Here is a 25799-nt window from a genome sequence, read left to right as displayed (position 1 = left end):
AGATGGGAACATGTGGAAAAATCTATTCCCCGAAAGACGAATAAACGCTGGTTTATGTTGTCGCTTATTTTTGTTCTTACGGCTATTAATTATTTGGACCGGACTAATATGGCTGTTGCCGCTTCCAGTATGAGTGCTGAGCTTGGTTTCAATGCTGTAACAATGGGCATGCTGTTGTCGGCGTTTGCTTGGGCGTATGCGTTTATGCAGGTTCCTGGCGGATATATACTGGAAAGACTTGGACCGCGTATTACATATGCATTGTCCTTGTTTTTCTGGTCCTTGTTTACGATGATTATGGGCTTGGGCAGCAGTTTTACCGCGCTGTTTATCATACGGATGCTCATTGGCGCTGCGGAAGCACCGGCGTTTCCGACGAATAATCGCGTCGTATCTGCATGGTTTCCTGATAGAGAACGGGCTACGGCGACATCGATCTATACTGCTGCCGAGTTTATTGGATTGGCATTTTTGACGCCAGTGCTGTTTTGGATTCTGCAGGCTTTCGGCTGGCGGGAAATTTTTTATGTGACAGGCTGTGTCGGCATTATTATCAGTTTATTTTGGTATCTTTTATATCGTGACCCTAAAGATTGCAAGGGCGTCAATGAAGCCGAACTAGCTTATATCCGGGAAGGCGGAGGGCAGGCTGAAAAGGCTGGCACGGCACAGAAGGTTACAGCAGCGCAGATCCTTGAGCTATTTAAACATCGCCAGTTATTGGGCATTTATTTAGGGCAATTTGCTAATACGAGTACAATGTATTTCTTCCTGACCTGGTTTCCTATGTATTTGGTTATGGCTAAGCAGCTTCCTATGATTCAGGCCGGGTTTTATGCCGTTATTCCTTATGCCGGAGCGCTGTGCGGCGTATTGTTGGGCGGGCGTTGGTCTGATTATATGCTGCGCAGCGGTTCTTCCTTGTCGAAAGCACGCAAAACGCCTATTGTCTGCGGCCTTATCTGTTCCATGTCGATCATGGCTGCAAATTACGCCGATTCCCTTGCAGTGATTATCGCTATTATGGCCGTTTCTTTTTTTGGACAAGGCATGGCGGCTATTCTTTGGAGTACTGTCGGTGATATAGCTCCTGCCGAGTCCATGGGTATTGCCGGCGGCGTTTTCAGCTTTGTCGGCAATTTGGCAGGTATTATTACGCCTATTGTCATTGGCTTTATCGTACATGTGACAGACTCATTCATCGGGGCTATGGTATTTATCAGCGCCGTGGCGGCTGTCGGCGTCTTTTCTCTCCTTTGTATTGTCGGCGATATTCACCGTATTGATGCATCAGAGCATTCATGATTTACTGCCGTGCAGGGTATGCAATATGGAGTGCAGAGCTGTGATATCTAATTGTCCTGGTGCAGAGGCTTTTTTCGCAGACCCGAATGTCATGGCTGAGCCAAAGGTTTCGCCGCTGATACGGCTGATGACGCCTAATTTGCCCATGGACATGGTGATGATCGGTTCGTCCGGATATTGGGCTTTGACGGCTTCCGTAGCCGATAAGAGGGTGAGCACATCTTTAGCCGAATTCGGCATGCAGGCCAATTTGGCTACGTCGGCGCCTAATTGCTTCATGCCGATGAGGCGGCCCGTGATTTCGTCGAAAGACGGCGTTTTTTCGAAGTCGTGGTTGCTCATGACGACGGTGACGCCATGTTCCTTGGCGACGGCCAGGGTCTGGCAGATGCTGTCCTGATTGCGGAAGTATTCTACATCGACGGCGTCGACCTTGCCGCTGGCGACGGCGTACTGGATTAATTCAAAATAATAGGCTTCCGGGACGGCCGTTTCGCCGCCTTCTTCCTTCGTGCGGAAGGTAAACAAGAAGGCGCTGTTCGGGAGCTCCCTGCGGACGGCTGCCAGAGCTTCGCCGACGGCGGGAAGGGACGTGACGTCTGCTAAGAAGTCGATGCGGAGTTCGACGACGTCGTACGGTTTATCTTGCAGGTAACGGCATTCCTGTATCAATTCTTCGACAGTGCGTCCGACAATGGGGACGCAGATTTTGGGCATGCCGTTGTCGAGGGCTGCGTTGCCAATAGTGATCATTATATCCTCCTTCGCGTATATCGCGTGAATGGGTTTGATGTTATTGTAGCGCATTGGCGGCGTATGGGCAATGAAAAAAGCATCTCTCGGCGGAAACTGCCGGGAGATGCTTTGGGGAACAGAAATGGCAAGCTCTGTATGTGTGGAGAGTACGATTACCGCAGGATAGAGCCGGAAATAATCATCTGCTGTACCTGGTTCGTGCCTTCGTAGATCTGGGTGATCTTGGCGTCGCGCATGTACCGTTCTACCGGGTATTCGCGGGTGAAGCCGTAGCCGCCGAAGACCTGTACGGCGTCTGTCGTGACCTGCATAGCGATGTCGGAAGCGTATTTCTTAGCGATAGCCGCGTCCATGGAGTAAGACTTCACGTCGGGCTGGCCCATCTTCCAGGCAGCTTTGTATACGGCGAGGCGAGCCGTTTCAATCTTGAGCTTCATGTCAGCGAGCATGAAGGCGATGGCCTGTTTCGTAGCGATGGGTTTGCCGAACTGAACGCGTTCTTTTGCGTATTTCACAGCTTCGTTATACGCGCCTTCTGCAATGCCGAGAGCCTGTGCGCCGACGCCTACGCGGCCGCCGTCAAGGGTCATCATAGCGATCTTGAAGCCTTCGCCTTCCTTGCCGAGGAGGTTGGCTGCCGGAACTTTGACGTTCTGGAATACGAGTTCACGCTGTACGGAAGCACGGATACCCATTTTAACTTCTTCTTTGCCGTAGGTGAAGCCTTCCATACCTTTTTCGACGATGAACGCGCTCATGCCCTTCGCGCCCTTGGATTTGTCCGTAGCTGCGAATACGATGGTTACGTCGGCTTCGCCGCCGTTGGTGTTGAACACTTTGGAGCCGTTGAGGACGTAGTAGTCGCCTTCTTTAACGGCTGTTGTGGAGCCGTTGAGGGCGTCCGTGCCGGCGTTGGGTTCGGTCAAGCCGAAAGCGCCGAGCTTCGTGCCTTCTGCCAGGGGTTTCAAATATTTTTCTTTCTGTTCTGCCGTGCCGAACTTCCAGATAGGCCAGGAGCAGAGCATGGTGTGAACTTCGAAGCTCAAAGCGATGGAGGGGTCGACTTTTGCGACTTCTTCGCAGGCAACGGCCAGGCTGAGGAAGTCGGCGCCAACGCCGCCGTTTTCTTCTTCCCAGGGAATGCCGAGGAGGCCGAGGGTGCCCATTTCATCGAGGATAGCGCGGTCGAAGACTTCTTTTTCGTCGCGTTCTTTGACGGTCGGGGCCAATTTCTTTTCAGCGAAATCTTTCGCGAGGTTTGCAATGTCTTGCTGCATTTCTGTGAGCTTAAAATCCATGAGTTGTATTCCTCCTAAAAATTAAAATAAGTGAATATATGTAAACGCCAAGGCCGGCTCCTTGAAGGCGCGTAAGCCTTGGCGTTATACAACGATGTGAAAGAATTAGAGCATTTCAGAGAATGCCTGAATACGGGTACGCATCTGTTCCAAAGACGGCGATTCCAAATCGACGTCGAGAACAGTATAGCGAAGTCCTGCTTCTTCAAATTCGACTTTGTAGATAGGATAATCGAATTCTTCGGGGTCGCAGAAGCGCATCAAGCAGACGACAACAGCGTCGGCGTCGTATTTTTTCGCCATGTCGATAAGCATTTGTCCGCGCGGTTTGTCCGGGTTCATAGCCAAGGGGCAACCGTCGAAGTCCTGCCACCATTTAGCAAGCTGTTCCAACGGATCGATGCCGGAGGGAACGTCGTTGCGGTACTGGCGCGATTCCTGGGCCAAATCGTCGGCGACGACGGCCATGTTGAATTCGCTGAAGATGTCGAGGAATTCGTCCGGTTCGGCCATAATGCCGGACAGAATAATCTTCTTGCCCTTCCAGGGCTGTACCGGTTCGGCTTTGACGGCGTCGATGAGCTGACGGACTAAGGCCGTGTGTTCGGCTTTATCCATGAACCAGCGGGCTTTGATGACGTCATGGCGTTTTACCGGCGTAAAGATTTGCGGATACTGAGCGGCGACGTCGCAGAATTCGCGCATGACGCGGCGGTTTTCGTTGTAGACTTTGATTGCTTCCTGCAAAGCCATGTCGGTAATGGTTACGCCCAAAATGCGTTCTAATTCGCTGCGGACGTGTTCGTATTCGCCTTTGAGGAAGTCGACAGCAGCATCGATTTTACGGTTTTGCGGATGCGTAAATACGATGACCGGAGCTTTGCCGTGCCATTTCTGGCTCATGCAGCGGAGCGTATCGCAGGGGACGGAGAAGATGACCGCATCGAGACAGTCATAGGTACCGTTGAGCTGCAGCTCCATGTCGGCCTGCATGAGGGAGCAGGCGAAGGGCGGCAAATACGTGCGGGCTGCGGAAATCTGCGGTTTCTGCGCGCCGAAGAGTCCGACAGGGAGATAGCCTGCGGCGTATACGATTTCTTCCGGTGCATAGTAGGGCATAATGCCGACGAGGCCTTTGCCGGTGTTCTTTTTATATTCTAATACCGTTTTTTTCGGATGGTTTGCTACGTCTTGAAATTTGCTGATCAGTTCATCAATATGGCTCATTAGTGATTGCCTCCTTCGTTGGCTTTCTTTTCGTTCATCATTTCGCATAATGCTTCTACGCGTGTGTCAAACTGCGCTTCCGAGAAGTTGCGGGGGTCCGTCTGGTCGCCGTCGAAAATGACGTAGGGGACGCCGAGGTTCTTCTGGATGCGTTTGCCGCCTTCGTCGTTTAAGAGGCTCATGTTCTTGCAGGAGCGGTTCTGGTGCATGATGAGGCCGTCGCACTGGCCGTCGCGGACGACTTTTTCCAATACTTCGCCGCGCCGTTCGAGGCAGCAGTTAATGTAGGTTCGCGTGTAAGCTTCGGCCATGGATTCGAGGTTGCCCGGTTCATACGAAACGTCCCACATGCCGGGATATGCTGAGCCGGTCATCAACGCGCCCTGATTCTTCAAGGCTTTGAACGTATGGCCCAACGCGATCCATACGGCGATGCCTTCCCAGGTTACGCGGGTCTTTTCGTTTTCGCCAAAAGCGTATTTTTTAGCGGCTAATTTAGCGTCTAATTCTTTGATGAGTTTGTTAAAGGTGATTTCGGAATAATTTAAGGAACGAGCCGCAACGGCCAGGCCCATGTAGTTGAACAGGTCGAAGCCGTTTAAGGGAGACGGCTTATATGTCAAATACGTGGCAATTTTGTTCCAGGCGGCGATAGAACGCTGTGTCTGTTTCTGTACTTCGAAGAATTTGTCATAGTCGAAGGGACGGCCGCATAATTCTTCGAGCTGTTTGATGGCGTGCTTGAATTCGCCGACGATATACTGTTTGGCATGTTTGGTAACGGGATATTCGTGGTTAAACGGAACGTCGATGGTAATTAAGGGAATGTTCAGTTCCTTTGCCATGTTTTCATACCATTTGAGCAAGGTGTTGCAGATGTTGTTGCAGGTCAGAATGACGTCCGGCAAGGGGATCGGCGAAGCGGGGGAGTTTTTCAGGGCTTCCGGCGTTTCACCTGTCAGGGCCTGCTGCTTGAGGAGCTCCATGTAGCCCATATTGACGCGGCAGTACGAACAGATATCCTGGTTGTAGCCTTTGTTTTCAGCGACTTCAAGCATAGCCGGCGCGCCGTGACGGGCGCCGATGCCGGCGGCGTGGGTTTCAGGATATACGATGGCAATGTCCATAGCGGTGCAGAATTCGGGAGGTGCTACGGAAGCGGACCAGCAGACGAGGCGGCCTTCTTTTTTTGCGATGCGGGCGTCTTCGTCTACTTTCGGCAGAAAATAGCCGAGAGCGTCTTTAGCGCTCATGCTTTCAATATCAATCGTTTTTTCTTCACTCATTGAGATCTCTCCTTTGTTATTTGGTGACTTTATCATAGGCAATCAATGCGGCGCCCAGTGCTCCGACTACCTGGGGGTGCAGGGCTACATTGACGGGAATGCCTAATTCTTTGGATATAGCGTCTACGACGCCGGCGTCGCGGGAACCGCCGCCGGTCATGGTAAGGTCGGGACCGACGCCGACGCGGCGGACCAAGGCGCTGGCCTTGCTGGCGATAGAGCGGTGCACGCCGGCGACGATGTCTTCCTTCGGGACGTTTTTAGACAACAGGGAAATGACTTCCGATTCGGCGAAGACCGTGCAGGTGCTGCTGACCGGGGCCGGGTTTTGTGATTTAAAATACCAGTCGCCCATATCGGACATAGGGATTTCCAATACCTTGGACATGACATCGAGGAAGCGGCCCGTACCGGCGGCGCATTTGTCGTTCATGGCGAACTGCATGACCAAGCCTTGTGTATTTAGCTTTATTGCTTTTACGTCTTGGCCGCCAATGTCAAGAATCGTCGTCGTGCCGGGACATTCGAAGAGGGCTCCTTTGGCGTGGCAGGTAATTTCGCTGACTTCGCCTTTGGCGCAGTCGACGTTGAAGCGCCCATAGCCCGTCGCAATGATATGGGCCATGTCGTCCATCGTAAGGCCCGTGCCGGAGAAGACGTCTTCCAGAACGCGTTCCGGCCCTGTCGACCCCGTGCCGATTTCCACGACAGCGTGGGATATGATATGTTTTCCATTTTCTAAAATGACGGCTTTGGACGACGACGAGCCGACGTCGATTCCAAGAGTATACATGGGTTTCATCCTTTCTGGTTTGCGTTGTTATTTTTCAAAGGGATTAGGGTTGCTGCGGTTGATCGGGGCGATGGTCTGAACGTATTCGACGAGGATGCCCTGATTGGTGCTGGGGCGGCGGAAGTTGACGATGATGTCGTCGGTGCCTAATACGGCTTTCTTTTCCAGCATGCAGCCGGGGCATTCTTTTTCCATATGCTGACGGACGGCTTCTACGTCGTCGACTTCAAACGCGATATGAGCGATGCCGCCTTTACCGTTGTTGAATTTCGTCAGGACGCCTTCGCGGGGGATAATCATTTCCAGCGGCGTACTGAATTCGCCTTTCTTCGTAAAGACGAGGTCGGCGTGATAGGCGTCGACGAAGCCGGCGTAATCGACTTCAAGGCCGTTGGCTTTGATAAAGGCTTCGGCTTTTTCCATCGTCGGGAGGACGATGCCGACGTGGTGAAGGCGCATGGGATGCCATGATGTATTGAGCTTGCCGGCTTCTCCCAAGGATTCAAACGGGTTGACGTCGCGGCCCGTAATAGGAGCCGTCGTCTGAACGTATTCGACGAGAATCCCCTGATTGGTGCTGGGGCGGCGGAAGTTGACGATAATATCGTCGGTGCCTAATACGGCTTTCTTTTCCAGCATGCAGCCGGGACATTCAGCTTCCATTTCCTGGCGGACAGCTTCTACGTCGTCGACTTCGAAGGCAATATGGGCGATGCCCCCTTTGCCGTTATTGAACTTCGTCAGGACACCTTCGCGAGGGATGATCATTTCCAAAGGGCTGCTGAAAGGGCCCTTTTTGGTGAAAATCAAGTCGGCGTGATAGGCGTCGACGAAGCCGGCATAGTCGATTTCCAAGCCGTTGGCTTCGATGAAGTCGTGCGCTTTCTGCAGTGTCGGCAATACGATGCCGACGTGGTGTAATCTCATGGGTTTCATTTGTAGTATCTCCTTATGTTATATATTACTGTTTTAAGCCCATCGGCCCGTCTTGGAAAATGCGGCTGTCCATCAGGCTGTATTCTCCTACGATGGGCTTGAAATCCATATGGGCGAGGATATCCTTTTCGACGTCGATGCCAGGGGCCACTTCGATCAACTTCAAACCCTCTGCCGTCAATTCAAAAACGCATCGTTCTGTAATGTAAAAGACATGCTGACCGCGGCGGGCGGCGTATGCTCCATTGAACGTAATCTGATCTACGGCATCGACAAACTTCTTTGATTTACCTTCTTGTACAATGTGTACCTTGCCATCTTCAACGGCGATTTTTAAGCCGCCGGCCGTAAAGGTGCCGCAGAAGAATACGTTTGGCGTCTGCTGGGAAATATCGGGAAAACCGCCGCAGCCGGCGATGTTCGTTCCAAATTTGCTGACGTTGATGTTGCCTGTTTTATCGCATTGCGCCAAGCCTAAAAAGGCCATATCCAAACCGCCGCCGTCGTAGAAATCAAATTGGTAGGTGTGATCGATGATGGCTTCGGCGTTTCGCGTTGAGCCGAACTGCGCGCCGCCCTGGGGCACGCCGCCGATGGCTCCGTTTTCCACCGTTAAGGTAATCGTATCGGAAATGCCTTCTTCATCAGCGATGGAAGCGACATATTCCGGTGCGCCTACGCCGAGATTGACGATGGCGTTTTCCTTTAGGAACAAGGCGCCGCGGCGACCGATAATTTTCTTGGCGCTCATAGGAAGCGCTTCGCTAGCTTCGCCTAAGGGGGCGCGACGTTCACCGCACAGCGTCGGATCGTATGCACAGCCAAAGGCCTGTTCATGGTCGGCTTCGTCGGCGACTACGACGTAATCGACGTAAATCCCGGGGATTTTTACGAGGCGCGGGTCCAAGTTGCCGTGTTCGACAATTTGTTTAACCTGAACGACGACGATGCCGCCGCAGTTATGAACTGCCTGGGCTACGGACGTATTTTCCAACGGAGCTACTTCTTCTTCCATCGTAATATTGCCGCATTCGTCGGCATATGTACCGCGCAGGAAGGCGACGTTGATCGGGAATGTCGGGTAGAAAAGCTGTTCCTGTCCTTCGATTTCCAACAGTTTTACAATGTCTTCCTTTGTAACGTCATTGAGCTTGCCGCCGCCTTGACGAGGATCGAGGAAGGTACCGAGACCAATATCGGTAAACACACCGATTTTATGGCCGGCCAAGGCTCGGAACCAATGAACTAACGTGCCTTGAGAGCAGTTATACGCTTCGATTTTGTTTTCTACGGCCAACTTGCCGATTGCCGGTACCGTTTGGTAGTGGCCGATAATAATACGCTTCAGCAACCCTTCGTGAGCGAGATGTTCACCGCCGCGGCCATCGCGTTTTCCCTGCGATGCGGCGTACATATACGTCAGATTTTTAGGAGAGCCTGTTTCTAAAAATCGTTTTTCCAAGGCTTTGGTCAAAGCCTCGGGATGAGCGCAGCTGACGAAGCCGATAGACGTTATGGTATCGTTATCTTTGACCAATTCGGCTGCTTGAGATGATGTGATAACTTTCACTTTTTTCATAACATAAAATTCCCCTTCCCCTTTTTTGTCTTAAATCGCATAAAATACAGAACTATTGCTATATTAGAATTCTTATAGAGAACTATTTATTGGAAAATATAATTCTTTATAAGAATTATAAAAACAAAGTTAGAAAATAATTGATAAAAAAATCACATGTTTAATTACTTGAGAGAATTATACTATGGAAAAATCAATAACGTCAAGGAATAGATAAGGAGAAGTATGGAATCTTTAGTCAATAACGATATGCAATGAAGGGAAGGAAAAGACGAATATAGCGGCGAATAAAGAAATAACGCTGCTTTTTGCCTGTATGAAAGATGGGATAAGGCGTTCGTAACGTTGTTCTATAGTACGTGAATCTTTTCTATATATTATATTAATTTTGTACAAATATGCTGCGCTGCTGGTGGATATATGTGGTGCGGCAGTATGAGAACGCCCAGTATACTAGCATTATATTTCTTTCTTTTTTTGAATGGTCAGAATGAAAAAAGTATATCGATTTGCTTGCGACAGGCTGTGTTTATAATATTTAAGAAGATAAATAGGCGGCTTGAGCTTTTGAGCCTATGTTTTTTCTGATAAATAGGCGGATATTTTGGAATAGAATCGTGTCGTGCCAAAAGCAAAGAAAAATTTAATTTATAATTCCATGGAATTCCAGAAAAGGCAACAAAATGAATTGAAAGCGTGCTGATAATGATATAATTTCATTTTAAACGCTATTTGTTGTATGACATAATAAAAAATATAGTATGGAATCGGGGCGTGAAATCCTTTTTTCTAATAAATCGTAAAAGTTTTTGTATGTGACCAGAAGATAAGGATTCGGGACAAACCTGTCGGAGAGGAGACACACATATGAATATAGACCATTTTATCTATTTCATCGAAACCGTAAAAAAACAAAGCTTTACAAAAGCAGCCGAATCGTTGTTTATCAGCCAGTCGACGATCAGCAAGGCCATTCGTTCGCTGGAAAGAGCCTATGATACGGAATTAATTGACCGGACGGCGAAAAAGTTTAAATTAACCTCTGCCGGCGAAATCTTTTACCATGGCGCCGTAAAGATCGTGTCGAATTATAAATCGGAAACGGAAGTGCTGTCGGCGCTGCTGAAATCGGCGCGGGGAACCTTGACCTTAGGCGTTCCGCCGGTTACCATTACGGTCGTATATTCTATTCTGCATCAATATCAATCCATGTATCCGGCCATTAACCTTCAGATATCCGAAGTAGGGGCGCAGACGGCCTATTCTATGGTCAAAGCCGGCGCCGTAGATATGGGTATCCTGATTCAGCCCTTTGTCGACGATGACTTCGTGCAGATCCCCTTTCTGCAGTCCGAAGCCGTATGCGTCGTGCCGCCGGGACACCGCCTGGCTGAATACGATTCGATTTCCTTCAAGCAGCTGGCCCAGGAGGATTTTTACATACTGAATAATACGTTCATGCTTCATGACAGCATTATCAACAACTGCCATAAAGCTGGTTTTTCCCCGAATATCGTCATGGAGAGCGGGCAGTGGGATCTGCTTATTGAAGCCATAAACTGCGGCAATGGGATTACCATTCTGCCCAAGCCGGTCATCGATAAGATCTGCGATGGAAAGGTCGTGCAGATTCACTTGACCGACCCGGAATTTCCCTGGATTCCGACGCTGGCCTATCGCAAGGAAAAATTCATTTCCACGCCGATGCAGCTGTTTTTAGACATGATTCAAACGTTTATAAAAAAATAAACTTGTCAATGAGTTTTTGTCTGATTGCATTATTTGCATTCATTGGACAAAAACTCATTATTTTATTGCCATAAAAAGGCAAATATGCAAAACATCAAACGTTTAACCTGGAAAGATGAATGAAAATATGAATTATTGAATGATTTTCATATAAAAAATGAAGACACGTCGTTTTACTTTGCCTCATAGAAAGTGCTATCATGAAAGCATAGAATGCATTCGTTAAATGTAAAGCGTACATTTGTCATGACTTAATTTGTTACTGTTTTCACTTTTTAAAACTTTATATTGGTAAAGGAGATGAGAGACATATGGATTTTAACATTCTCGTTATTCTGCTGAGCTTGATTGGCTTGATGACCTTTGCATACCGTGGCTTCTCCGTTATCATGATGGCTCCAATCATGGCTATCTTGGCGGCTACCTTGACTGGCCTTGACGTTATGCCTTCGTACACCGAATTGTTCATGGGCAAGGCTGTAACGTACATCAAATCGTACTTCCCGGTATTCATGTTAGGTGCTATTTTTGGTAAAGTCATGGAAGAAACTGGATTGGCCCGCGGCTTGGCCAGCGCCATCATCAATGGCTTGGGCAAAGAACCGGCTAAAGCCGTTCTCTCCATCGTATTGGCAGGTTCGATCCTGACCTATGGCGGCGTTCTCTTGTTCGTCGTTGTATTCGCAGTATATCCCTTTGCTGCGGCTCTCTTTAAAGAAGCAAATTATCCGAAACGTTTAATCCCGGTCTGCATTGCCCTCGGCGCGTTTACGGCTACGATGGACGCCTTGCCGGGCACTCCGCAGATTCAGAACGTTATTCCGACGACATATTTCGGCACGAACCTCTATGCCGGTCCTCTCGCCGGCTTCATCGGCTCGGCTATTATTTACGGCTTAGGTATTTTCTATGTAACCCATCGTTTGAAAGCTGCGATTGCCAAGGGCGAAGGCTACGGCAACCACACGACGAACGAACCGGTTATCGATCCGAACGCAAGATTGTTCCCCTGGTATGTTGCCTGCCTGCCGCTGGTAACGGTATTGGTCGTCAACTTTGCAGTTACGGAATTTGTTACATGGAACCCGGCTATTTTGGAACCCTTCCACTCCATGAAGGGCGTTCCCCTCGTAGCTGCTAAGGTTCAGAACGTAGCTAGTATCTGGTCCCTTATCATCGCTCTCGTAAGCGGTATTTTGGTAGCCTTGGTTGTCGGCTGGCGCGAAATCAAAACGGTCGACGGCATGTCCAAGATCCTCAACGCCGGTGCTATCGGCTCCCTGCTCGCTATTATGAACACGGCATCCGAAGTTGGTTATGGTAACGTTATCTCCCAGCTTCCGGGCTTCGCTGAAGTTGCTAACTTCCTCATCAGCATCCATATCGGCGGCACGCCGCTCGTATCTGAAGCTGTCAGCGTAACGGTACTGGCCGGTATTACAGGCTCCGCTTCCGGCGGTTTGGCTATCGCCTTGGAACTGATGGCTCAGGATTGGCTCGCTTGGGGTCAGTCTATCGGCATGGGTCCGGAAATCCTCCACCGCGTCGCCTCTATGGCTTCCGGCGGTTTGGATACCTTGCCCCATAACGGCGCGGTTATCACGCTGCTCGCAGTTTGCGGCCTGACCCATAAAGAATCGTATAAAGATATCTTTGCGATTACGGTATTGAAGACCTTCACCGTATTCGTCATCATCTTTATCTACTCTGTAACAGGGCTCCACTAAACGATTTATATATAGACGTTTGTTGAAGTATAGAATGGGAGGAGATGCTCATCATGGCAAAATTTGTAACGGCTGCTGAAGCGGTTCAGCAGATTAAAGATGGTTCCATGTTAGCAACGAGCGGTTTTGTCGGTGGCTTGCTTGCAGAAGCCGTATTGAAGGAAATCCAGGCTTCGTTTAAAGCCAACGGCACGCCGAAGGATTTGTCTATCGTATATGCGGCTGGTCAGGGCGACAGCGGCGAACGCGGTCTGAACCACCTCGGCGAAGAAGGTTTGATGAAACGCATTATCGGCGGTCATTTCAACTTGTCCCCGCGTCTCGGCGAATTGATCAACAACAATAAGGTAGAAGCCTACAACCTGCCGCAGGGTACGATTTCCCAATGGTTCCGCGACATCGCGGGCCGCCGTCCCGGCACGATTACCAAAGTCGGCCTCCGTACCTTCGTTGATCCTCGTCTGGAAGGCGGCAAAATCAACGATGTAACGAAGGAAGATATCGTTGAAGTTATTGAATTGGGCGGCGAAGAATGGCTCTGGTATCATCCGCACAAAATTGATGTAGCTATCATCCGCGGCACGACAGCCGACGAAGACGGCAACGTTACGATGGACGGCGAAATCGGCACGGGCGAAGCCTTGGCTATCGCTGAAGCAGCTAAAGCCTGCGGCGGCATCGTTATCGTTCAGGTAAAAGATGTAGCAGCTAAGAATACGCTGGACCCGAGAGACGTTAAGATCCCCGGCGTAATCGTCGACTATGTCGTAAAAGCTGACGAAGCTGACCATATGATGACTTGGGATTATGCGTACAACCCGGCATTCAACGGCGATGTAAAAGTTCCTCTGGATTCGGTAGCTCCGCTGAAACTGAACAACCGCAAGATCATTGCCCGCCGCTGCGCTATGGAACTGATTCCCGACGCAGTCGTAAACCTCGGTATCGGCATGCCTGAAGGCGTTTCCATCGTTGCCGCTGAAGAAGGCATCGACAGCATGGTACTGACGACAGAAGCAGGCACTATCGGCGGCGTACCGGCCGGCGGCCTGAGCTTCGGCGCAGCCACGAACGCCTCGGTTATCCTCGACCAGCCGTACCAGTTTGACTTCTATGACGGCGGCGGCGTAGACCTGGCAATCCTCGGCTTGGCTGAATCGGATGTCAACGGCAATATCAACGTAAGTAAGTTCAATGGCCGTGTAGCAGGCTGCGGCGGCTTCATCAACATCACGCAGAACTCCAAGAAGGTAATCTTCTGCGGCACCTTCACAGCCGGCGGCCTGAAGGAAGAAGTCAAAGACGGCAAACTGGTCATCACGAGCGAAGGCCGGAATAAGAAGTTCCTGAATCAGGTAGAACAGGTAACGTTCAGCGGCGCCTATGCAAATGCCGTAGGACAGCCCGTACTGTACGTCACGGAACGCGCCGTATTCAAGCTGACTCCGGAAGGCTTGGAACTGATCGAAGTGGCACCGGGCATCGACATCGAAAAAGACGTATTGGCATACATGGACTTCAAGCCCATCGTCAAAGACGTCAAGCTGATGGACGCTCGTATCTTTGAAGACAAACCCATGGGTTTGGAACTGTAATAGTATATCCGTAAGGTAAGCAAGGAGGAGATGCAGAAATGGCAAAAGACGTAAAATATGAAGATATTAAGATCGGTGATAAAGCATCTGTATCGAAGACGATTTCCGAATTCGACGTATATGCCTTTGCCGGCGTAACGACGGACTTCAACCCCGTTCACATCAACAAAGAATTCGCTAAGGATTCCATGTTCAAACAGCGCATTGCCCATGGCATGTTGTCGGCAGGCCTGATTTCGGCCGTACTGGGCACGGAGCTGCCGGGCGTGAACACGATTTACATGAATCAGTCCCTCAGCTTCCTGGCACCGGTATTCTACGGTGATACGCTGACCGCGACGGTAGAATGCAAGGAAAAAGACGATGCAAAACACCGCATTATCTTCAAGACGACCGTAACCAATCAGGACGGCAAGGTCGTAACGGACGGCGAAGCCCGCGTCATGAAAAAATAAGTCAAACGCTCGCTCGTATCCGATGTATCCGGACTTAGAAGCCTAAGCCGATGATTCACTGCTTACATGATTCACCGACAACATGTCCGGTTAAGTAAACGAAACCAACCTTTTAAGTGCTTACAAGCTCTTGCCAACTTGTCTAACCCACATGACAGGTTGGCAAGAGTCTTTTTTTTTACAAAATTACTAATGAAGCAGTGAAACACTGTATAAAAAATGGCAATGAGAAGAAGAGGATAGTGCTATATGTGCCGTATATATTGATTTAAATATATGGATATGCGATATAATAGAGGAAGAATGTTCATTTTTGAACAAAAAGAATCATTCCCTTCCTTTTTTCAGCTAGATTAAAAACGCATAATACTTTCTTCGTTTTTTATTGCAGAGAAACAAAAAAGTTTTTTTCTTTTAGAACTGCTACGAGGACTTGAATTAAAGTACAGCATACATGCGTCTATCAGTATTTCATAATAAGGAACAATAGTGTCTGGAATAGACTTTTTATACTTTTTTTCATTCAAGGAATGCAAAGGAAGTCAAAGAATATGGGATAAAATAGCTCTTGAGACGTAAAGCGTTTTACAAGCGAAGAATGAAATTATTTCATATATTAAATGAAGACAGACCATTTTACTTTGCTGAAATGGAAATGCTATGATGAATGTGTAGAATGCATTTTTAGATTTCAATATCCTGAATATTAAGAATGCATTAGCCATGGCTGTTTTATTTTTTAGTCCTTTTAAGTTCTAATTGTCACAAAGTTATAAGGAGTTGAGAGTACACATGGATTTTAACATTCTCGTCATCTTACTCAGCTTGATCGGCCTGATAACGTTCGCATACCGCGGCTTCTCCGTTATCATGATGGCCCCGATCATGGCTATCCTGGCGGCTACGCTGACTGGTTTAGACCTCATGCCTTCATACACCGAATTATTCATGGGTAAAGCCGTAACGTACATCAAATCGTACTTCCCGGTATTCATGTTAGGTGCTATTTTTGGTAAGGTCATGGAAGAAACGGGTCTTGCCCGTGGTTTGGCCAGCGCTATCATCAATGGCTTGGGCAAAGAACCTACAAAAGCCGTTATTTCTATCGTATTGGCAGGTTCGATCCTGACCTACGGCGGCGTTCTCATGTTCGTCGTTGTATTCGCAGTATATCCGTTCGCAGCAGCCCTCTTTAAAGAAGCTAACTATCCGAAACACCTGATTCCGGCCTGCATCGCTTTAGGTGCATTTACGGCTACGATGGACTGCTTGCCCGGTACTCCGCAGATTCAGAACATTATCCCGACGACATATTTCGGCACGAACCTTTATGCCGGCCCGCTTGCTGGTATCATCGGCGCCGTCATCATTTATGGCGTTGGCGGTTTCTTTATTATCCATCGTTTGAAATCCTGCATCGCTAAAGGCGAAGGCTATGGCAATCATACGCTGAACGAACCTGTACTGGACCCGAACGCAAAATTGTTCTCCTGGCAGGTTGCTTGCCTCCCCTTGCTGACTGTATTGGTCGTTAATTTTGCTGTTACTGAATTCGTTACCTGGAATCCCGATATCCTCGTTCCCTTCCAGCATATGAAGGGCGTTCCCCTCGTAGCTGCTAAGGTACAGAACGTAGTTAGTATCTGGGCTTTGATTATCGCCCTTGTCTGCGGCATCATCGTCGCTTTGATTGCCGGCTGGCGCGAAATCAAGACGGTTGACAGCATGTCCAAGATCCTCAACGCTGGCGCTATCGGCTCCCTGCTCGCTATTATGAACACGGCATCCGAAGTTGGTTATGGTAACGTTATCTCCCAGCTCCCGGGCTTTGCTGAAGTAGCAGGCTTCCTCATGAGCATTCATATCGGCGGCACGCCGCTCGTATCCGAAGCTGTCAGCGTAACGGTGCTTGCTGGTATTACAGGTTCTGCTTCCGGCGGTATGGCTATCGCTTTGGAATTAATGTCCCAGGATTGGCTCGCTTGGGCACAGTCCATCGGCATGGGTCCGGAAATCCTCCACCGTGTTGCTTCCATGGCTTCCGGCGGTTTGGATACCTTGCCCCACAACGGCGCTATCATCACGCTGCTCGCAGTTTGCGGCTTGACGCATAAAGAATCGTATAAAGATATCTTCGTAATTACGGTACTGAAGACCTTCACCGTATTCGTCATCATCTTTATCTATTCTGTAACAGGGCTTCACTAAGATACATCAACATATACAAAAATTTTGTAAAGTTTAAGATGTAAAGCAAAAGGAGATGCTCATCATGGCAAAATTTGTAACGGCTGCTGAAGCAGTACAACAGATTAAAGACGGCGCAACCATCGCAACGAGCGGTTTCGTCGGCGGTTTGATTCCGGAAGCAGTATTGAAAGAAATGGAAGCTTCCTTTAGAGCTAACAACACGCCTAAAGACATGACAGTTATTTATGCTGCAGGCCAGGGCGACAGCGGCGAACGCGGCCTGAACCACCTCGGCGACGAAGGCATGCTGAAACGTATTATCGGCGGTCACTTCAACCTGACACCGCGTTTGGGCGAATTGGTAAATAACAATAAAGTAGAAGCCTACAACCTGCCGCAGGGCACGTTGTCCCAGTGGTTCCGCGACATCGCGGGCCGCCGTCCCGGCACGATTACCAAAGTCGGCCTCCGTACCTTCGTTGATCCTCGTCTGGAAGGCGGCAAAATCAACGATGTAACGAAGGAAGATATCGTTGAAGTTATTGAATTGGGCGGCGAAGAATGGCTCTGGTATCATCCGCACAAAATTGATGTAGCTATCATCCGCGGCACGACAGCCGACGAAGACGGCAACGTTACGATGGACGGCGAAATCGGCACGGGCGAAGCCTTGGCTATCGCTGAAGCGGCTAAAGCCTGCGGCGGCATCGTTATCGTTCAGGTAAAAGATGTAGCAGCCAAGAATACGCTGGACCCGAGAGACGTTAAGATCCCCGGCGTAATCGTCGACTATGTCGTAAAAGCTGACGAAGCTGACCATATGATGACTTGGGATTATGCGTACAACCCGGCATTCAACGGCGATGTAAAAGTTCCTCTGGATTCGGTAGCTCCGCTGAAACTGAACAACCGCAAGATCATTGCCCGCCGCTGCGCTATGGAACTGATTCCCGACGCAGTTGTAAACCTCGGTATCGGCATGCCTGAAGGCGTATCGGTAGTCGCTGCTGAAGAAGGCATCGACAGCATGGTACTGACGACAGAAGCAGGCACCATCGGCGGCGTACCGGCCGGCGGCCTGAGCTTCGGCGCAGCCACGAACGCCTCGGTTATCCTCGACCAGCCGTACCAGTTTGACTTCTATGACGGCGGCGGCGTAGACCTGGCAATCCTCGGCTTGGCTGAATCGGACGTCAACGGCAATATCAACGTAAGTAAGTTCAATGGCCGCGTAGCAGGCTGCGGCGGCTTCATCAACATCACGCAGAACTCCAAGAAGGTAATCTTCTGCGGCACCTTCACAGCCGGCGGCCTGAAGGAAGAAGTCAAAGACGGCAAACTGGTCATCACGAGCGAAGGCCGGAACAAGAAGTTCCTGAAACAGGTAGAACAGGTTACGTTCAGCGGCGCTTATGCAAATGCCGTAGGCCAGCCCGTACTGTACGTCACGGAACGCGCCGTATTCAAACTGACTCCGGAAGGCTTGGAACTGATCGAAGTCGCACCGGGCATCGACATCGAAAAAGACGTATTGGCATACATGGACTTCAAGCCCATCGTCAAAGACGTCAAGCTGATGGACGCTCGTATCTTTGAAGACAAACCCATGGGTTTGGAACTGTAATATGCAGTTATATACTTCACAAAGAGAGGAGATGAAAAAATGGCACGTGATGTAAAATATGAAGATATTAAGATCGGTGATAAAGCATCCGTATCGAAGACGATTTCCGAATTCGACGTATATGCCTTTGCCGGCGTAACGACAGACTTCAACCCCGTCCACATCAACAAAGAATTCGCTAAGAATTCCATGTTCAAACAGCGCATTGCCCACGGCATGATTTCTGCAGGTTTGATTTCGGCCGTACTGGGCACGGAGCTGCCGGGCGTGAACACGATTTACATGAATCAGTCCCTCAGCTTCCTGGCACCGGTATTCTACGGTGACACGCTGACCGCGACGGTAGAATGCAAGGAAAAAGACGATGCAAAACACCGCATTATCTTCAAGACGACTGTCACCAATCAGGACGGCAAAGTCGTCACCGACGGCGAAGCTCGCGTCATGAAAAAATAAGACGAGCTGCTGTCAAAGGTAGTACCCGGACATAGAATTCAAAGCCGATGATTCACCGCTTACATGTTTCACCGACGGGATGTCCGGTCTGTAGTAAACGAAAACAACCTTTTAAGTGCTTACAAGCTCTTGCCAACTTGTTGTGGCTATGACCGGCAGGTTGGCAAGAGTCTTTTTATAAGAAAAAGGCCCTCGTGCTCTATGAAATCTATCCATAGAGCACGAGGGCCTTTGGTATTATGCTTATGTCGCCGTATGCTGCAGGCGCTGCAAAATCGTGTGGTAGCAATGGGCTGAGAAGGGAACGGGAATATGCAGCTCGTCAGCCGTTTTTACCAAGTATCCGCTGAAGGTTTCCAGCTCGCTTTGACGGCCCTGCATGATATCGCGGGCCAGGGAGCTGGAGACGTCTTTATCCTTTTGGCGCATGACGCGGTCGTAAATTTCCTCGGGAAGGGTTGGCGAGAGGGCGATGCCCAATGCCTTGCCGACGGCATAGGCCTCATCCAGGAGGGTACGGAACTCCTCTTTGCCCTTGGGCTGGGAAAAGACGTAGCCGATCGTCCCTTCGTAATAGGACGTAATGACATTGTAGGCGCAGTTTGTAATGTATTTGTTCCAGATTTCCGCCGTAATATCGCCGGAGAGTCGGCACGTCAGGCCTTCGCAGTTGAGCACGTCGTAGGCGCGCTGTGCCGCTTCCTTATCGTCGGAGCCGATGAACAGACGGGCGAAGGTTCCCGATTGGCGTATAGAAAAATCTGCTTCATAGGCTGACGTAATGTAAATCGTCGTGTCGACGATGGGACATTTCGGCAGGATCTTTTTCGCTGCGGCGCTATGGTCGACGCCGTTTAAAATCAAGACGACGACGGTATGCCGGCTGACACAGGGAAGAATTGCCGTCAGCGCGTCGGCAAGGGAGTAATTTTTTACGCAGACAAATATCATGTCTTGTATGCCCGCTGTCGACGGGTCGTCCGTTACAGCGGGAAAGGCCGTATGCTCTCCGAATACGTCGCTGTGGAGGACGAGGCCCTTTTTCAGCAGCGCTTCTTTGCGCGGTCCCCGGGCGATCAGCGTGACGTCGGAGTAGGCGGCGCATAATACAGATGCGACGTAGCCGCCGACGCCGCCGATGCCTGTTACCATCAGTTTCATTTCCCTACCTCCCGTTTCAGCAGCTCTTGATAAAACCGTTTGGACACGGGTGCCGGCACGCCTAGCCGATCGGCCAGGCGGACGAGATGGCCGCTGAACGTCTCAAGCTCCGTCGGCTTATGAGCCATGGCGTCTCGGGCCATGGAGCTCGTCGCGTCGGCATTGCGGTAATGCATCATGTCTTCGAAAATCTCCGCCGTCAGTCCGGCTGGGAGCTGCACGCCGTCGGCTATGGCTACGGCGTAGGCTTCATCGAGAAGGGCCTGGAACTCTGTCAGTCGTTCCGGATGCTCCAGCAGGCCCCGCGTCGTGCAGGTGTAGTAGGCCGTAATCGTGTTGTAGGCGCAGTTTATGATGTATTTTTTCCATACTTCGCTTTTCATATCCTGGGGAATCGTACATTCCATGGCCTGTTCGTGATGCAGCAAGCGGCAGACCAGGGCTGCGGCGTCGCGGTCGGGGCTGTCTGCGCGCATGCGGACGTAGGGGCTGGCGTGGCAGATGGCGTATTCGCCGTCGTAGGATGATGTGATGTAAATAAGCGAATTTACGACTCGGCCCGCAGGAAGGGCGGCCCGGGTCCGGTCGGCATGGTCGATGCCGTTCATAACAGGGACGACTACGGTGTGCTCGTCGACGCATGGGCGAAGGGCGGCCAGGGCTTCATCAAGGGAAAAGGCCTTGACGCAGACAAAAATTACGTCCTGAATGCCGGCGTCGGCCGGACAATCCGTCACGGCGGGATGATAGGTTTGCTCTCCTAAGACGGCGCTGTGGACGACCAGTCCCCGCTGCTCCAGGGCCTTCTTCCGTTTGCCCCGGGCGATCAGCGTGACGCTGCCGGGATAATAGCGGCAGAGAACGGCGGCAATGTAGCCGCCGACGCCGCCGATGCCTGATACCATTAATTTCATAACGTATTCACCTTCTTAATCAGCGTGTATTGTAGTAATAAAAAGGCGGAATGCCTAGAGCCGGGACGTTTCCGTCTCGATAACCGCCTGTATTTCCTGCAGGAAGCCTTCTATCTGAGGCGTCATGACCTTGTTGGCGTGGAGTACCGTCTGGACGTACGAGCTGTCGCAAAAGTCGGTGATCGGCAGGATGACGACGTCGCCCTGCTTGGCTGCCTGCACGACGGTGTACTGGGGCAGGACCGATAAAAAATTGCCCTTGCTGACGAGGCGCGTTGCCGTGTTGGCGCTTTGCAGCGTCAAGAATGGGCGAAGGGTAATATTCTGGGCGGACATGGCGCTCTGAAAGGTGACGATGTAGGGAGCTGTCAACTCCATCAAGATGAACTCCTCGTCTTTTAAATCGCTCAGGGTCAGAGAGTTCTGCCGGCACAGGTGATTGCCGGGATTGGCGATGACGACGATGTCTTCCTTTCGGGAATACCATGTGTGCCACTGCGTTTTCGGCAGGGGCTCGGCAATGAGGCAGGCGAAGTCAAGAACGCCGGTCTGCATCCGATTTTTCAGGGTCGCCGTATCGTCGACGACTAACTCGACTTTGACGTTGGGAAAGTGCTGATGATAACGGAGAAGGGATGATTCGAACAGGATTTCGTACAGCGATTCTACCATGCCGATGCGCAGGGTGCCGCCGAGGGATTCCTTGGATTTCAGGAAATTTTCCATCAGTAGGGCCGTCGCGACGATTTTCTGGGCGTAGGGAATCAGCTCCTCGCCATGCTGAGTCAGCGTGACCTGGCGGCCGATGCGGTTGAATAAGGGCGCGCCGACCTCCCGTTCCAGCTGCTGAATCTGCGCGCTGACGTTGGACTGGGAATAGCCGAGGATTTTCGCCGCCTGCGTGAAGTTTTTTATAGAAACGACTTGAAGAAAGGTATTTAAGTTTCGTATTTCCATAATTTATAATCTCTCCTTCATATGACTAGTATGCAAGATTTTCTTTTCTCCGTCAATGATTTTTATAAAATATTGAAAAGTGGCTTACATCAGGCTTGACAATCAAAAATATTGATTAAAGCGATTAATTTCATTTGTTATACAGATATAGAATTGTGCGTTATAATAAAGCCATTGAAGACTATTTTTTATTAGTTGGAGGGATTTTCATGGCAAAAAAAATGATGACCATGGACGGCAATACCGCTGCCGCTTATGTGTCCTACGTGTTTACTGATGTTGCCGCTATTTATCCTATTACGCCTTCTTCCACGATGGCGGAAAAAATGGACGAATGGGCGACTAAGGGCGTTAAGAACATGTTCGGACAAGTTGTCCGCGTTCAGGAAATGCAGGCTGAAGGCGGCGCTGCCGGCGCTGTTCACGGCTCTTTGCAGGCAGGCGCTTTGACGACGACCTACACGGCTTCTCAGGGCTTGCTCCTTATGATTCCGAATATGTACAAAATCGCCGGCGAATTGCTCCCGGGCGTATTCCACGTTGCAGCTCGTGCTCTCGGCACGAACACCTTGTGCATTTTCGGCGACCAGCGCGACGTCATGGCTTGCCGTCAGACCGGCTTTGCTATGCTGGCTGAAGGCAGCGTTCAGGAAGTTATGGACTTGTCGGCTGTCGCTCACTTATCGGCAATTAAAGGCCGCGTTCCGTTCCTCAACTTCTTCGACGGCTTCCGCACGTCTCATGAAATTCAAAAAATCGAAGCCTTCGACTACGACGATTTGGCAAAATTAGTCGACATGGACGCTGTTAAAGAATTCCGCGACCGCGCTACCAACCCGGATCATCCGACGACGAAGGGCACGCTGCAGAACTCGGATATCTACTTCCAGCAGCAGGAAGTACAGAACAAGTACTACGAAGCGCTGCCGGATATCGTTGAAGACTACATGGAAAAAATTTCCGCTCTCACGGGCCGGGAATACCATCCCTTCAGATACTACGGCGCTCCCGACGCAGACCGCATGATTGTCGCTATGGGTTCCTTGACGGACGCTATCGAAGAAACGGTAGACTTCCTCAACAAACGCGGTGAAAAAGTCGGACTCCTGGCAGTTCACCTCTATCGCCCGTTCTCGGAAAAATACTTCTTCAAATATATTCCGGAAACGGTTACGAAGATCGCTGTTCTTGACCGCACGAAAGAACCGGGCTCCGTTGCTGAACCGCTGTACCTCGACGTCAAGGGCGTATATGCCGGCAAGGAAAAACAGCCTCTTATCGTAGGCGGCCGCGCTGGCCTCGGCGGAAAAGACACGACTCCGACCCACATTCTTTCCGTATTCGAAAACTTGAAGCTCGACCAGCCGAAAGATCAGTTCACTATCGGCATCGTCGACGACGTTACCTACACGTCCCTGCCCCTCGGCGAAGACATCGACACGACGCCGGAAGGCACGACGGCCTGCAAGTTCTGGGGCCTTGGCTCCGACGGCACGGTCGGCGCCAACAAGAGCGCTGTTAAGATTATCGGTGACCACACGGATATGCACGCTCAGGCTTACTTTGCCTATGACTCCAAGAAATCCGGCGGTATTACCGTATCTCACCTCCGCTTCGGCAAAAACCCGATCAAATCGACGTACCTCATCAACAAAGCTGCTTTCGTTTCCTGTTCGCAGCAGTCGTACGTACATAAATACAACGTATTGTCCGGCCTGAAGAAAGGCGGCAGCTTCCTCCTGAACACCCTCTGGACTCCGGAAGAACTGGACGCGAACCTGCCGGCTTCGATGAAACGCTACATCGCGCAGAACGATATTCAGTTCTACACGATCGACGCTGTAAACATCGCTCAGAAAATCGGCTTAGGCGGCCGCTTCAACATGATCATGCAGGCTGCGTTCTTCAAGATCGCCGACATCATTCCTATTGACGATGCTGTTAAATACCTGAAAGACGCTGTCGTTTCCTCGTACGGCAAAAAAGGCCAGAAAGTCGTCGACATGAACAACGCCGCTATCGACAATGGCGTAACAGGCATCGTAAAAATCGACGTTCCGGCCAGCTGGGCTGACGTTGCCGATGAAGCTGCTCCTGTCAAAGACGTTCCCGAATTCGTTACGAAGATTTTGGAACCGGTCAACGCACAGGAAGGCGACTCCTTGCCGGTCAGCACGTTCATCGGCCTGGAAGACGGCGCATTCCCGCAGGGCACGGCTGCTTATGAAAAACGCGGCGTTGCTATCAACGTACCGGAATGGGATGCAGAAAAATGTATCCAGTGCAACCAGTGTTCCTTCGTCTGCCCGCACGCAGCTATTCGTCCGGTTCTCTTGACGGATGAAGAAGTCGCCGCTGCTCCGGCCGGCCTCAAGACGAAACCGGCTGTCGGCGTTCCCGGCATGCACTTCACCATGGCTGTCAGCGTCCTCGACTGCTTAGGCTGCGGCAGCTGCGCTCAGGTTTGCCCGGCTAAGGAAAAAGCCCTGGAAATGAAACCCTTCGGTTCTCAGGAAGAAAAAGCTCCCCTCTGGGATTATGCCGTCAATCTCCCTGCTAAGAAGAACCCCATGAATAAATTCACCGTTAAAGGCAGCCAGTTCGAACAGCCGCTGCTCGAATTCTCCGGTGCCTGCGCAGGCTGCGGCGAAACACCGTATGCAAAACTCATTACGCAGCTCTTCGGCGACCGCATGATGGTTGCTAACGCTACGGGCTGCTCCTCCGTATGGTCCGGCAGCGTACCGTCCATGCCGTACACGACGAACGAAGCAGGCCACGGCCCGGGCTGGGCGAACTCCTTGTTCGAAGACAACGCCGAATTCGGCTTGGGCATGTTCTTGGCTACGCAGCAGGTTCGCGAAAAAATGGCTATGGATATTCAGGAAGCCATCGACAACCCGAATACGCCGGCCGACGCGAAAGCCGTATTCCAGGAATGGCTCGACAATAAGGATGTAAGCGAAGGCACGCGCGAACGGGCTGACAAAGTTGTCGCCGTCGTAGAAGCAGCTAAGGACGTATGCCCGATCTGCAAACGCATCTATGAACGCCGCGACAATTTGGTAAAACGCAGCCAGTGGATCTTAGGCGGCGACGGCTGGGCTTATGACATCGGCTTCGGCGGCTTGGACCACGTATTGGCTCAGGGCGAAAACGTCAACGTCTTCGTATTCGATACGGAAGTTTACTCCAACACGGGCGGTCAGTCCTCCAAAGCTACGCCGACCTCGGCTATCGCTAAGTTCGCAGCTGGCGGCAAGAAGACGAGAAAGAAAGACTTGGGCCGCATCGCTATGACCTATGGCTATGTATACGTTGCTCAGGTTGCCTTGGGCGCCGACAAGAACCAGTGCCTGAAAGCGATTCAGGAAGCTGAAGCTTATGACGGCCCGAGCTTGATCATCGGCTATGCACCGTGCATCAACCACGGCATCAAAGCCGGTATGGCCAACAGCCAGATCGAAGCTAAGAAAGCCGTTGAAGCTGGCTACTGGCACCTGTATCGCTACAACCCGGCTCTGAAAGCTGAAGGCAAGAATCCGTTCATCCTCGATTCTAAAGAACCGGTCAGCGACATTAAAGACTTCCTCATGGGCGAAGTCCGCTATGCATCGCTGAAGACCGTATTCCCTGAAAAGGCTGACGAATTCTTCGAAAAGACGGCTGAAGACATGAAAGACCGTCTCGAAGCATACAAGACCTTGGCTGGAAAATAAGCCGATACGTTAGTGTATAACTCTATTTGCTCATAGAATCACATACAGCAAAACACGCCTTATCCTTCGGGA

The 25799-nt window shown here is 50.6% G+C and carries 19 protein-coding genes; 9 read left to right on the top strand and 10 right to left on the bottom strand.

The window, feature by feature from the left end:
• Positions 1-12 precede the first annotated feature (12 nt).
• Positions 13-1305: an MFS transporter gene (locus DKB62_RS04115; protein ID WP_232818764.1), complete on the top strand. Its 1293-nt coding sequence runs from the start codon at positions 13-15 to the stop codon at positions 1303-1305.
• Here DKB62_RS04115 and aroD read toward each other — a convergent pair.
• The 7 genes from aroD to DKB62_RS04080 all read right to left on the bottom strand — a co-directional run bounded on the left by aroD (position 1300) and on the right by DKB62_RS04080 (position 9180).
• Positions 1300-2058, bottom strand: coding sequence for a type I 3-dehydroquinate dehydratase (aroD, locus tag DKB62_RS04110; RefSeq protein WP_107195771.1), 759 nt, complete (start codon positions 2056-2058; stop codon positions 1300-1302). The two genes, DKB62_RS04115 and aroD, sit on opposite strands and share 6 nt — an antisense overlap.
• A 155-nt stretch (positions 2059-2213) precedes the next feature.
• Entirely contained in the window at positions 2214-3359 is a 1146-nt protein-coding gene (locus DKB62_RS04105) for an acyl-CoA dehydrogenase (RefSeq protein WP_087478521.1), read from the bottom strand.
• A gap of 105 nt (positions 3360-3464) precedes the next feature.
• Positions 3465-4586: a 2-hydroxyacyl-CoA dehydratase subunit D gene (locus tag DKB62_RS04100; RefSeq protein ID WP_107195770.1), complete on the bottom strand. Its 1122-nt coding sequence runs from the start codon at positions 4584-4586 to the stop codon at positions 3465-3467.
• Complete coding sequence (locus tag DKB62_RS04095; protein WP_107195769.1) at positions 4586-5872, bottom strand: 2-hydroxyacyl-CoA dehydratase subunit D; 1287 nt, start codon at positions 5870-5872, stop codon at positions 4586-4588. The genes DKB62_RS04100 and DKB62_RS04095 overlap by 1 nt, the downstream gene beginning before the upstream one ends.
• Before the next feature lie 16 nt (positions 5873-5888).
• On the bottom strand, positions 5889-6665 hold the full coding sequence (locus DKB62_RS04090) for an acyl-CoA dehydratase activase (RefSeq protein WP_087478518.1): 777 nt from the start codon (positions 6663-6665) through the stop codon (positions 5889-5891).
• Positions 6666-6692: 27 nt separating this feature from the next.
• Complete coding sequence (locus DKB62_RS04085; protein WP_107195768.1) at positions 6693-7601, bottom strand: VOC family protein; 909 nt, start codon at positions 7599-7601, stop codon at positions 6693-6695.
• 25 nt (positions 7602-7626) lie between these two features.
• Positions 7627-9180, bottom strand: coding sequence for an acyl CoA:acetate/3-ketoacid CoA transferase (locus DKB62_RS04080; RefSeq protein ID WP_107195767.1), 1554 nt, complete (start codon positions 9178-9180; stop codon positions 7627-7629).
• Between the two features lie 867 nt (positions 9181-10047).
• Here DKB62_RS04080 and DKB62_RS04075 point away from each other — a divergent pair.
• The 7 genes from DKB62_RS04075 (at position 10048) to DKB62_RS04045 (ending at position 18976) form a co-directional block, all read left to right on the top strand.
• Positions 10048-10929 carry a LysR family transcriptional regulator gene (locus DKB62_RS04075; protein ID WP_087478515.1) on the top strand — a complete coding sequence of 294 codons (882 nt, stop codon included), beginning with the start codon at positions 10048-10050 and terminating at the stop codon, positions 10927-10929.
• 311 nt (positions 10930-11240) lie between these two features.
• Positions 11241-12656, top strand: coding sequence for a GntP family permease (locus DKB62_RS04070; protein ID WP_107195766.1), 1416 nt, complete (start codon positions 11241-11243; stop codon positions 12654-12656).
• Positions 12657-12709: 53 nt separating this feature from the next.
• Positions 12710-14251, top strand: coding sequence for an acyl CoA:acetate/3-ketoacid CoA transferase (locus DKB62_RS04065; RefSeq protein ID WP_107195765.1), 1542 nt, complete (start codon positions 12710-12712; stop codon positions 14249-14251).
• A gap of 38 nt (positions 14252-14289) precedes the next feature.
• Positions 14290-14706 (top strand): MaoC family dehydratase, encoded by a 417-nt coding sequence (locus tag DKB62_RS04060; RefSeq protein ID WP_087478870.1) that lies wholly within the window; start codon positions 14290-14292, stop codon positions 14704-14706.
• Between the two features lie 792 nt (positions 14707-15498).
• Positions 15499-16914: a GntP family permease gene (locus DKB62_RS04055; protein ID WP_107195764.1), complete on the top strand. Its 1416-nt coding sequence runs from the start codon at positions 15499-15501 to the stop codon at positions 16912-16914.
• Positions 16915-16978: 64 nt separating this feature from the next.
• Entirely contained in the window at positions 16979-18520 is a 1542-nt protein-coding gene (locus DKB62_RS04050; RefSeq protein ID WP_107195763.1) for an acyl CoA:acetate/3-ketoacid CoA transferase, read from the top strand.
• 39 nt (positions 18521-18559) lie between these two features.
• Entirely contained in the window at positions 18560-18976 is a 417-nt protein-coding gene (locus DKB62_RS04045; RefSeq protein WP_087478693.1) for a MaoC family dehydratase, read from the top strand.
• 243 nt (positions 18977-19219) lie between these two features.
• On the opposite strand, the gene DKB62_RS04040 is transcribed toward DKB62_RS04045, so the two are convergent.
• The 3 genes from DKB62_RS04040 to DKB62_RS04030 are packed head-to-tail and all read right to left on the bottom strand — an operon-like array spanning position 19220 to position 22008.
• Entirely contained in the window at positions 19220-20137 is a 918-nt protein-coding gene (locus DKB62_RS04040; protein WP_107195762.1) for a ketopantoate reductase family protein, read from the bottom strand.
• Positions 20134-21051, bottom strand: coding sequence for a ketopantoate reductase family protein (locus tag DKB62_RS04035; protein ID WP_107195761.1), 918 nt, complete (start codon positions 21049-21051; stop codon positions 20134-20136). Before DKB62_RS04035 ends, DKB62_RS04040 begins: the two co-directional genes overlap by 4 nt.
• Before the next feature lie 54 nt (positions 21052-21105).
• Positions 21106-22008 (bottom strand): LysR family transcriptional regulator, encoded by a 903-nt coding sequence (locus DKB62_RS04030; protein ID WP_107195760.1) that lies wholly within the window; start codon positions 22006-22008, stop codon positions 21106-21108.
• A 209-nt stretch (positions 22009-22217) separates the two neighbouring features.
• Between DKB62_RS04030 and nifJ the strand changes: the two genes are divergently transcribed.
• Positions 22218-25727, top strand: coding sequence for a pyruvate:ferredoxin (flavodoxin) oxidoreductase (nifJ, locus tag DKB62_RS04025; protein ID WP_107195759.1), 3510 nt, complete (start codon positions 22218-22220; stop codon positions 25725-25727).
• Positions 25728-25799: the final 72 nt, after the last annotated feature.

Source organism: Megasphaera stantonii, assembly GCF_003367905.1.
Taxonomy (GTDB): Bacteria; Bacillota; Negativicutes; order Veillonellales; family Megasphaeraceae; genus Megasphaera; species Megasphaera stantonii.
Note: the sequence above shows the minus strand (reverse complement) of the source record. Positions and strands in the feature narration are given on the sequence as shown.